Origin of the sequence: Kitasatospora sp. NPDC058406 (assembly GCF_042722765.1) — a bacterium.
Lineage (GTDB): Bacteria > Actinomycetota > Actinomycetes > Streptomycetales > Streptomycetaceae > Kitasatospora.
Genome location: NZ_JBHXKE010000282.1, coordinates 1 through 10,817, shown reverse-complemented (window position 1 = coordinate 10,817; position 10,817 = coordinate 1). Strand labels below are relative to the sequence as shown.

Annotated in this window: 8 protein-coding genes; all 8 read left to right on the top strand. The window is 69.0% G+C overall.

Going from position 1 to position 10,817, the window contains the following annotated elements:
- Positions 1-171: 171 nt before the first annotated feature.
- The 8 genes from lysX (at position 172) to ACFWOG_RS35465 (ending at position 10,734) form a co-directional block, all read left to right on the top strand.
- Positions 172-1,731, top strand: coding sequence for a bifunctional lysylphosphatidylglycerol synthetase/lysine--tRNA ligase LysX (gene lysX, locus ACFWOG_RS35500; RefSeq protein ID WP_329951411.1), 1,560 nt, complete (start codon positions 172-174; stop codon positions 1,729-1,731).
- 4 nt (positions 1,732-1,735) lie between these two features.
- A complete protein-coding gene (locus ACFWOG_RS35495; RefSeq protein ID WP_329885566.1) occupies positions 1,736-1,858 on the top strand; it encodes a hypothetical protein in 123 nt (40 codons plus the stop codon).
- Between the two features lie 116 nt (positions 1,859-1,974).
- Positions 1,975-2,412: a BlaI/MecI/CopY family transcriptional regulator gene (locus ACFWOG_RS35490; RefSeq protein WP_329885567.1), complete on the top strand. Its 438-nt coding sequence runs from the start codon at positions 1,975-1,977 to the stop codon at positions 2,410-2,412.
- A gap of 9 nt (positions 2,413-2,421) precedes the next feature.
- On the top strand, positions 2,422-2,958 hold the full coding sequence (locus ACFWOG_RS35485) for an amino-acid N-acetyltransferase (RefSeq protein WP_329885568.1): 537 nt from the start codon (positions 2,422-2,424) through the stop codon (positions 2,956-2,958).
- 92 nt (positions 2,959-3,050) lie between these two features.
- Positions 3,051-3,401: an Lsr2 family protein gene (locus ACFWOG_RS35480; protein ID WP_329885569.1), complete on the top strand. Its 351-nt coding sequence runs from the start codon at positions 3,051-3,053 to the stop codon at positions 3,399-3,401.
- A 791-nt stretch (positions 3,402-4,192) separates the two neighbouring features.
- On the top strand, positions 4,193-6,712 hold the full coding sequence (locus ACFWOG_RS35475) for an ATP-dependent Clp protease ATP-binding subunit (protein ID WP_329885570.1): 2,520 nt from the start codon (positions 4,193-4,195) through the stop codon (positions 6,710-6,712).
- A 352-nt stretch (positions 6,713-7,064) separates the two neighbouring features.
- Positions 7,065-9,413: an immune inhibitor A domain-containing protein gene (locus tag ACFWOG_RS35470; protein ID WP_329951410.1), complete on the top strand. Its 2,349-nt coding sequence runs from the start codon at positions 7,065-7,067 to the stop codon at positions 9,411-9,413.
- A gap of 406 nt (positions 9,414-9,819) precedes the next feature.
- Positions 9,820-10,734 carry a M23 family metallopeptidase gene (locus tag ACFWOG_RS35465; protein WP_329951409.1) on the top strand — a complete coding sequence of 305 codons (915 nt, stop codon included), beginning with the start codon at positions 9,820-9,822 and terminating at the stop codon, positions 10,732-10,734.
- Positions 10,735-10,817: the final 83 nt, after the last annotated feature.

Genomic DNA, 10,817 nt, shown 5'->3' with positions numbered 1-10,817 from the left:
TTTGTTTTATATTCCACCGCCCCGACCCCCCCCGGGGGGGGGTGGCGGGCCCCCGGCCCCCCCCCCCCACCCCGGGGACGCACCGCGGGCCGGGCCCCGGCCGGGACGGCCGCCGCGGGCCGCGGGCAATCCCGTGGCGGAGCACCGGCCGGGGCTGGCTACCCTGGTGGGGTGAGCGATCAGAGCCCAATCCCCGCGACCGACGACCTTCCGGAGCAGATGCGCGTCCGGCGCGAGAAGCTGGACCGGCTCCGGGCCGCCGGCATCGACCCGTACCCGGTCGGTTTCCCCCGCACCAGCACCATCGCCGACCTCCGGGCCAAGCACCCGGACCTCGCCCCGGACACCGCGACCGGCGAGCGGGCCGGCATCACCGGCCGGGTGATCCTCTCCCGCACCGGCGGCAAGCTCTGCTTCGCCACCCTGCGCGACGGCTCCGGCGACCTCCAGGTGATGTTCTCCCTGGACAAGCTGGGCGAGGAGCGGCTGGCCGCGTGGAAGGCCGACATCGACCTCGGCGACCAGGTCGGCGTGGAGGGCGAGGTGATCACCTCCCGCCGCGGCGAGCTGTCGGTGATGGTGGACCGCTGGGAGCTCACCGCCAAGTGCCTGCGCCCGCTGCCGGACAAGCACAAGGGCCTGACCGACCCGGAGGCCCGGGTCCGCCAGCGGTACGTGGACCTGATCGTCAACCCCGAGGCCCGCGAGATCCTGCACCTGCGGTCCAAGGTGGTCCGCTCGATCCGCCGCACCTACGAGGAGCGCGGCTACATCGAGGTCGAGACCCCGATGCTGCAGCCGGTGCACGGCGGCGCCAACGCGCGGCCGTTCAAGACGCACATCAACGCGTACGACATCGACCTCTTCATGCGGATCGCCCCCGAGCTGTACCTCAAGCGGCTCGTCGTCGGCGGCGCGGAGAAGGTCTTCGAGATCAACCGCAACTTCCGCAACGAGGGCGCCGACTCCACCCACAACCCCGAGTTCACCTCGCTGGAGTCGTACGAGGCCTACGGCGACTACGACACCCAGGCCGAGCTGATCCGGGCCACCATCGTCAACGCCGCCCGGGACGCCCTGGGCACCACGGTGATCAGGGGCCTCGACCCGCACGGCGTCGAGCACGAGATCGACCTGGCCGAGCCGTGGGAGGAGGTCGGCGTCTACCCCGGCATCTCGGCCCGGCTCGGCGTCGAGGTCACCCCGGAGACCGGCGTCGAGGAGCTCCGCAAGCTGGCCGCCGAGCACGGCATCCCCTTCGAGAAGGAGTGGGGCCACGGCCAGATCGTGCTGGAGATGGTCGAGCGCCTGCTGGAGGAGAACGCCGTCCGGCCGACCTTCATCAAGGACTACCCGACCGAGGTCTCCCCGCTGACCCGTCAGCACCGCTCGGTCCCCGGCGTGGCCGAGAAGTGGGACCTGGTGATCTTCGGCACCGAGATCGGCACCGCCTACTCCGAGCTGATCGACCCGGTCGAGCAGCGCGCCCGCCTCACCGCGCAGTCCCTGCTCGCGGCCGGCGGCGACGTCGAGGCGATGCAGATCGACGAGGACTTCCTGCGGGCCCTGGAGTACGCGATGCCGCCCACCGGCGGTCTCGGTCTCGGCGTGGACCGCCTGATCATGCTGCTCACGGGCAAGAACATCCGGGAGACGGTGCTCTTCCCGCTGGTGAAGCCGGAGCCCAAGGCGTCCGCCGCCACCGCGGCGGAGAAGACCGAGGAGGAGTGACCTGATGGACTACGTCAGCGCTATCGTCCCACCGCTGGTCATGGCGATCGGCTTCGGCTTCCTGGTGCGGGCCATCATCCGCAGCCAGGGCGGAGCCCGGAAGGCCAAGGAGGACGTGGTCGACTGACGCCCGTCGGCCACCACGGCACCCGCGCCGCCATTCCCGATTCCGGGAGTGGCGGCGCGCCGGTTTGGCGGCACTTCACAAGATTTGCCCCATTCACTCCCTATCCTGGCCGCACTATGGTCCGGCAACTCGGCGAACTTGAGAACGCCATCATGACCCGGGTGTGGCAGTGGAACCGACCGGTCACGGTTCGCGAGGTTCTCGTGGATCTGCGGTCCGAACGCGAAATCGCGTACACCACGGTGATGACCGTCCTGGACAAGCTCCACAGAAAGGGCTGGCTCCGCCGCGAGCGGGTGGGACGGGCCTATCGATATGAACCGGTCTCGTCCCGCGAGGCGTACACCGCCGCTCTCATGAACGACGCCTGGGCCACCGGTGACAATCCTGCCGCCGCCCTGGTGCACTTCTTCGGCCTGATGTCACCGGAGCAACGCGAGGCTCTCCGCGACGCGTTGCGGGTCGCCGCTCTGTTCCCGCCCGATCCGGCCGCCCAGGATTCCGCGGAGACCGGGCCCGATACCGGGGAGACCCCACCGGGGCCGGCACGATAACGTCCCGCCATGGAGGTCACCATCCGCCGGGCGCGGACCACGGACGTGCGGGCAGTGCGCGGGCTCATCGATGCCTACTCGCGCGACGGCATTCTGCTCGACAAGCCCACCGTCACCCTGTTCGAATCCGTCCAGGAGTTCTGGGTCGCCGAACGCGACGACACCGGAGCCGTGGTGGCGTGCGGCGCCCTGCACGTGATGTGGGAGGACCTCGCCGAGGTCCGCACGCTCGCGGTCGATCCGTCCTGCCGGGGCCACGGCGTCGGACATCTCCTGCTGGAGAAGCTGCTGCAGACCGCCCGCTGGCTCGGCGTCCGTCGGATTTTCTGCCTGACGTTCGAGGTTCCGTTCTTCGCGAAACACGGTTTCGTCGAGATCGGCGAGCTCCAGGAAACCGATGATGGTACGACAGACCCGGCGGCCATCGCTACGGATGTCTATGAAGAACTTCTCCGCTCGTACGATGAAGGTGTCGCGGAGTTCCTCGACCTGGAGCGGGTGAAGCCCAACACGCTGGGCAACTCGCGCATGCTGCTGCACCTGTGAGCCGCTCCCGGACGGGGCAGGGGTTTGTGTTTTCCGGAGAAAGGCGCTTTCCTTTCCTTAGGCAATGGGTCGTTTAGCGGAAAGGGAAGCCCGTGGCACAGAGGGTGCAGGTCATTCTTGAAGACGATCTCGACGGCGGGTCGGCGGACGAAACGGTCACGTTCGCGCTCGACGGTGTTGCCTACGAGATCGACCTGAAGAGCGCCAACGCGGACAAGCTCCGCGATCTGCTGGCGCCGTACGTCGAGAAGGGTCGCAAGCAGAGCGGACGGCTGGCCGCAGCCCGCCGTCCGGGCCGCGGTTCGGCCCCCCGCCCGTCCGGCAGCGTCCCGGACACCGCGAAGATCCGCGCGTGGGCCAAGGAGCAGGGTCTGGACGTCAACGACCGCGGCCGCGTGCCGAGCAACGTGCGCGAGGCCTACGAGAAGGCCAACGCGGCCTGATCCGGGCGTCGCCCGGCCGCCCGGACGGGTGCGGGGTCCCGGAGGTCGCGTGAAGCGTCCATGGCACACGCGCGGGGCGCGGAGGACATTCCTCCGCGCCCCGCGGCGCACACCCGGACGGTGACCGGTCCGCCGGCACGCCCGTCGGCGGGCGCGGGGACGGCGGTGTGAACGGTGGGGCGGGCTGCCCGTTCGGGCAGCGGCCCGGGCAGCGGCCCGGACGCCGGTCCCCGGGCCGACCCGGTCCGCGGTCGCGACCGTGACCACGGCCGTGACCGGGGCCGTGACCGGGGCGACGGGACGGGCGGCGGAACAATCACGGCCTGTGCAACGCTGTAGGGGCGAAAGCGGTCACGCGGACACCACCGGTATGGCGTACCGGACCCGACGGCCGAGGCCGAACCGCCGTCACCACCGGGCGACTTCTCGCCAGGCGAACACCGCCACCCCGGAAACTGCGCGAGAACCGCCCCGATACCGGGTATGAATGCAGGTGGACGGGGTCAGTCACCCCGCCCGGGGCAGTACGCGTGACCGGTCGGACGCTTGTCGGCTGCGCTGCGGCAGAGGTTGTTCGCCGATGGCGTAGCGGCATCCGGTGCATCCGGCCCACCTGTGGGAACACCGTCTCCCAACATGAGGTTGGGATTGGTGTCGGCTGGTCGCGCAGCATGTCTCTCCCCTACCAGGGAGTGAATCCGTGGGCCGCGCCGCTGAGCGGGACTAGCATGCGGAAGGACAGGGCGGGGACGGACCCCGAACTGCCCGACCGCTCTGAGGAGCGATAAACGATGTTCGAGAGGTTCACCGACCGCGCGCGGCGGGTTGTCGTCCTGGCTCAGGAAGAAGCCCGGATGCTCAACCACAACTACATCGGCACCGAGCACATCCTCCTGGGTCTGATCCACGAGGGTGAGGGTGTCGCCGCTAAGGCCCTGGAGAGCCTCGGGATTTCTCTTGAGGCTGTTCGCCAGCAGGTCGAGGAGATCATCGGCCAGGGCCAGCAGGCCCCGTCCGGTCACATTCCCTTCACCCCCCGGGCGAAGAAGGTCCTGGAGCTGTCGCTCCGCGAGGCCCTGCAGCTCGGCCACAACTACATCGGCACCGAGCACATCCTGCTCGGCCTGATCCGCGAGGGCGAGGGCGTCGCCGCCCAGGTCCTGGTGAAGCTCGGAGCCGACCTCAACCGGGTGCGCCAGCAGGTCATCCAGCTGCTCTCCGGGTACCAGACCGGCGGTGGCAAGGAGTCGGCGACGGCCGGCGGGCCCGCCGAGGGCACCCCGTCGACCTCGCTGGTCCTGGACCAGTTCGGCCGCAACCTCACCCAGGCCGCCCGCGAGGCCAAGCTCGACCCGGTCATCGGGCGCGAGAAGGAGATCGAGCGGGTCATGCAGGTGCTGTCCCGCCGCACCAAGAACAACCCGGTCCTGATCGGTGAGCCCGGCGTCGGCAAGACCGCCGTGGTCGAGGGCCTGGCCCAGGCGATCGTCAAGGGCGAGGTCCCGGAGACGCTCAAGGACAAGCAGCTCTACACGCTGGACCTCGGCGCCCTGGTCGCCGGCTCCCGCTACCGCGGTGACTTCGAGGAGCGCCTGAAGAAGGTCCTCAAGGAGATCCGCACCCGCGGGGACATCATCCTGTTCATCGACGAGCTGCACACCCTGGTCGGCGCGGGTGCCGCCGAGGGCGCCATCGACGCCGCCTCGATCCTGAAGCCGATGCTGGCCCGCGGCGAGCTGCAGACCATCGGTGCGACCACGCTCGACGAGTACCGCAAGCACCTGGAGAAGGACGCCGCGCTGGAGCGCCGCTTCCAGCCGATCCAGGTCGCCGAGCCGTCGCTGCCGCACACCATCGAGATCCTCAAGGGTCTGCGCGACCGCTACGAGGCCCACCACCGGGTCTCCATCACGGACGCCGCCCTGGTCGCCGCCGCCACCCTGGCCGACCGGTACATCTCGGACCGCTTCCTGCCGGACAAGGCCATCGACCTGATCGACGAGGCCGGCTCCCGGATGCGCATCCGCCGGATGACCGCGCCGCCGGACCTCCGCGAGTTCGACGAGAAGATCGCCGACGTGCGCCGCGAGAAGGAGAGCGCGATCGACGCGCAGGACTTCGAGAAGGCCGCGTCCCTGCGCGACGACGAGAAGCAGCTCCTCCAGGCCAAGGCCAAGCGCGAGAAGGAGTGGAAGGCCGGCGACATGGACGTCGTCGCGGAGGTCGACGAGGAACTCATCGCCGAGGTCCTGGCCACCGCCACCGGCATCCCGGTCTTCAAGCTGACGGAGGAGGAGTCCTCCCGGCTGCTGCGCATGGAGGACGAGCTGCACAAGCGCGTCATCGGCCAGAAGGACGCCATCAAGGCGCTCTCCCAGGCCATCCGGCGCACCCGTGCGGGCCTCAAGGACCCGAAGCGCCCCGGCGGCTCGTTCATCTTCGCCGGCCCGTCCGGCGTCGGTAAGACCGAGCTGTCCAAGACGCTCGCCGAGTTCCTCTTCGGTGACGAGGACGCGCTGATCTCCCTCGACATGTCCGAGTTCTCGGAGAAGCACACCGTCTCCCGGCTCTTCGGTTCGCCCCCCGGCTACGTGGGCTACGAGGAGGGCGGCCAGCTGACCGAGAAGGTGCGCCGCAAGCCGTTCTCCGTCGTCCTCTTCGACGAGGTGGAGAAGGCCCACCCGGACATCTTCAACTCGCTGCTGCAGATCCTGGAGGACGGTCGTCTGACCGACTCCCAGGGCCGCGTGGTCGACTTCAAGAACACCGTCATCATCATGACGACGAACCTCGGCACCCGGGACATCTCGAAGGGCTTCAACCTGGGCTTCGCGGCCGCGGGTGACGCCCAGACCGGGTACGACCGGATGAAGGCCAAGGTCGGCGAGGAGCTCAAGCAGCACTTCCGCCCCGAGTTCCTGAACCGCGTCGACGACATCGTCGTCTTCCACCAGCTGACCGAGGAAGACATCATCCAGATCGTCGACCTGATGGTCGACAAGGTGGACTCGCGGCTCAAGGACAAGGACATGGGCCTGGAGCTCAGCGTCGAGGCCAAGAGGCTGCTGGCCAAGCGCGGCTACGACCCGATCCTGGGTGCCCGTCCGCTGCGCCGGACCATCCAGCGCGAGATCGAGGACCACCTCTCCGAGAAGATCCTCTTCGGCGAGCTGCGGGCCGGCCACATCGTGGTCGTCGGTGTCGAGGGCGAGGGCAAGGAAGCGAAGTTCACCTTCCGCGGAGAGGAGAAGTCCGCGGTCGCGGACACTCCGGCCGCCGTCGCCTCGTCGGGTCCCGACCTGACGAAGTAGAAACAGTTAACAGATAACAGCAAACGGTTTGGGCCCCCGGCGTTCGCGCCGGGGGCCCGAGCCGTTTTTCACGTCCTCGTCGAAGCTGTGATCCGGCCCACGAAGTCCCAGGCGGGGGGCCTGACCGGGCGCCGGTGCGAGTGCGATCGATCATGCAGTCATCTTTAATGCCAATGTTCTTGACGGAGCGTCAGCTGATACGAAGTCGCGGAGCATAGCGCTGTGGCCATGTCACGGTCAAGGTCTATCTTTTCCGTCCACGCTTGGATCAAATGACCTCCACCTGTCTTTCATTGGTTTACCGGAAGGCCAAGAGCCGGACCGGTTTGGGGAGGACGTCACAACGTTGAAGATGACCAGGAAAGCCGCTGCAGTCGCCTCGGCCGCGGCAGTCATAGCCGCGCTCGGCGCGGGACTGCTCCCGAGCACGGCCGTTGCCGCCGGCTCCGCCCCCGTGCCGAAGGACCCGGCCGAGGCTGTTCAGAGCACTGAACACAACTTCCCGGGCCCGCTGACCGAGAAGGTCGAGGCCGAGCAGAAGGCCGCCACCGAGCAGCTGCTCGCCGGCACCGCCAAGATCGAGCAGCACGGCGGGGGCACCAGCATCAAGCTGGGCAAGGACAAGTACGTCGAGCTCTCCCGCGAGCGCACGGACAAGATCTTCACCATTCTGGTCGAGTTCAGCGACCAGGTGGACAACACCACCACGACGCCGGACGGCAAGCTGAAGTACGGCGGCACCCCCGGCCCGCAGCGCAACCAGATCCAGAAGCCGGACCCCGCCACCAACAACTCGACCGCGTGGCAGGCCGACTACAACCAGCAGCACTTCCAGGACCTGTACTTCAGCAAGACCCAGGACTCGCTGAAGACGTACTACGAGAAGCAGTCCTCGGGCCGCTACTCGGTCGACGGCCAGGTCACCGACTGGGTGAAGGTGCCGTGGAACGAGGCCCGTTACGGCTCGGACTACTGCGGCCAGCACGTCTGCAACAACGCGCAGGACCTGATCCGCGACGGCATCACCTCCTGGGTCGCCGACCAGAAGGCCAAGGGCCAGACGGACGCTCAGATCAAGGCGACCATCGCGCAGTACGACCAGTGGGACCGGTACGACTTCGACCACGACGGCAACTTCAACGAGCCCGACGGTTACATCGACCACTTCCAGATCGTGCACGCCGGTGAGGACCAGTCGGCGGGCGGCGGCAAGCAGGGCACCGACGCGCTCTGGGCCCACCGCTCGTACGTCTACGGCACCCAGGCGGGCTCCACCGGCCCGAGCGACAACAAGCTCGGCGGTACCCCGGTCGGCGGCACCGGCATCTGGATCGGCGACTACACCATGCAGCCCGAGAACGGCGGCCTCGGTGTCTTCGCCCACGAGTACGGCCACGACCTCGGTCTGCCCGACCTGTACGACACCTCGGGCAGCGGGATCGACAACTCGGTCGGCTTCTGGTCGCTGATGTCCTCCGGTTCCTGGCTGGGCGAGGGCAAGGACTCGATCGGCGACAAGCCGAACGACCTCGACGCCTGGAGCAAGCTGAAGCTCGGCTGGCTGAAGTTCGAGAAGGCCAAGGCCGGCACCGAGTCGACCCACCACATCGGCCCGGCGGAGTACAACTCCAACCTGCCGCAGGCGCTCGTCGTCGACCTGCCGAAGAAGACCGTCACCACCGAGATCAACACCCCGTTCGCGGGTGCCAACGAGTGGTGGAGCGGCAGCGCGGACGACCTCAACGTCTCGCTGACCCGTGACGTCGACCTCACCGGCAAGACCTCGGCCACGCTGACGGCCAAGGCCTGGTACGACATCGAGCAGGACTTCGACTACGGCTACGCCGAGGTCTCCACCGACGGTGGTGCCAACTGGGCGGCCCTGGACGGCACCTTCAACGGTGTCGCCATCCCGAAGAACCCGGCCGAGAAGGCCGGTCTGACGGGCACCTCCGGTGGCAAGTGGGGCGACCTCTCCTTCCCGCTGAACGCCTACGCCGGCAAGGCCGTCAAGGTCCGCTTCCACTACACCACCGACGGTGGCCTGCACCTCAAGGGCCTGGCCCTGGACGAGATCGCGGTCACCGCCGACGGCGCCACCGTCTTCACCGACGGTGCCGAGAACGGTGACAACGGCTGGGCCGCGAAGGGCTTCTCCCGCATCAGCGGCAAGTTCTCGAACGAGTACGCCCAGTACTACATCGCCGAGAACCGCCAGTACGTCTCGTACGACAAGACCCTGAAGACCGGCCCGTACAACTTCGGCTTCGCCAACAGCAAGCCGAACTGGGTCGAGCACTACGCCTACCAGCCCGGTCTGCTGCTCTGGTACTGGGACGAGTCGCAGAGCGACAACAACGTCACCAACCACCCGGGCGAGGGCCTGATCCTCCCGATCGACTCGCACCCGACCCCGCTCAAGTGGTCGGACGGCACCCTGCAGCGCCCGCGCGTCCAGGGCTACGACTCGACCTTCGGCTCGCGCCGCGTGGACGGTCTGACCCTGCACAAGGCCGGCGTCCCGACGGTCTACCCGAAGGCCAAGGGTGTCGACGAGTTCTCCGACCTGAAGTCCTACTGGTCGGAGGAGAACAAGTACAGCAGCGTCAAGGTCCCGAAGACCGGTACCAGCATCGAGGTCGAGAACGAGTCCTCGAACTACCTGGAGACCTGGATCCGCGTCCGCCCGGTCGACAACTGATCCACCGAGCAGTGGTGATCAGCCTGTGACCAGGCGCCGTTGAACCATCCGTCCGGCCCGTCCCCGCACCTGCGGGGGCGGGCCGGATTCGTTGGTTTCGACCCGATTCGCCCTGCTTCAAACTCGGCCCGCGGGTGGTGCTGGTCACAGCGCCACCGGCCGGTACGAGCGGGAGTAGTAGGACGGCCGGACGGACGGCCGAGCACGTGGGGCCATGAACAGACCATCCGATCTCATGATCGTTACTCCGTCGGTTTGAATCTCCGGCGCAACACTGACTACACGCCGTAGTACGTCACACCGTTTGGGACTCCGCTCGGTGACGGTTACACCTGAGTGGTCCCTGCTCAGCCCGCCCGACCGGGCTCAGCGTGCTGCCCCCGTACGTCCGTGAGGTTGAGCTCCGATGCCCCCTGTCCCGCCCCTGGGGCCGGCCCTTCGCCGGCTCGCCGCCGCCTCGCCGCTGCGAAACGACCGGAACCACGTCACCGTCGCCCCGCTGCTGCGGACCGACCGCAACCGGGCCACCAGTGCCGCCGCCGCCAGCGCGGTCATACTGGCCGGCGCCCTGCTGGTCGCCTCCCCCGGCAACGCCTCGGCGCAGACGGTCACCCCCACCACCCCCGGCAGCTCGGCCTTCACCGTCCCGCAGGGGGCGGCGCAGACCCCGGCCCTGGTCCAGGTGGCCGGTCCCAGCGAGTACAAGCTGTCGCACGACCACGACTCGGCCCAGGAGCTCGTGGCCGTGGCGGTGAACCTGCTGGCCCCCGAGCCGGCCGCCCCGGCGCCGTCGGCCGACCAGGCACCGGCCGAGCCCGCCCCCGAGCCGGCTCCCGAGCCCGCCCCCGCCCCCGCACCGGCCCCCGAGCCCGAGCCTGCGCCGGCTCCCGCCCCCGCCCCCGCCCCCGCCCCGGAGTGGTCCGCCCCCGTCCCGGGCGCCCCGACCAGCAACCCGTACGGCGTGCGCAACCCCGAGTACGCGGCCGGCTACCACACCGGGGTCGACTTCGCGGTCCCCCCGGGCACCCCGCTGCTCGCGGTCGGCAAGGCCACCGTCGTGTCGGCCGGCTGGGACGGCGCGTACGGCAAGGAGGTCGTGCTGCGGCTGGCGGACGGCCGGTACGCCCAGTACGCGCACATGTCGGCCGTCTCGGTGTCGGCGGGCGACCGGGTCTCGGCCGGGGAGCAGATCGGCCGCTCCGGGAACACCGGCAACTCGACCGGGCCGCACCTGCACTTCGAGATCCGCTCCAGCAACCGCTACGGCGCCGTGGTCAACCCGATCGCCTACCTCGCGGGGCACGGGGTCACCGGGTTCTGAGCCCGTTCCGGCCCGCGGCCCCACGGCGCCCCACGGCGCCGCCCGGGCCCGGTCTCCGCACCACTGCGGCGTCGGCCCGGCAC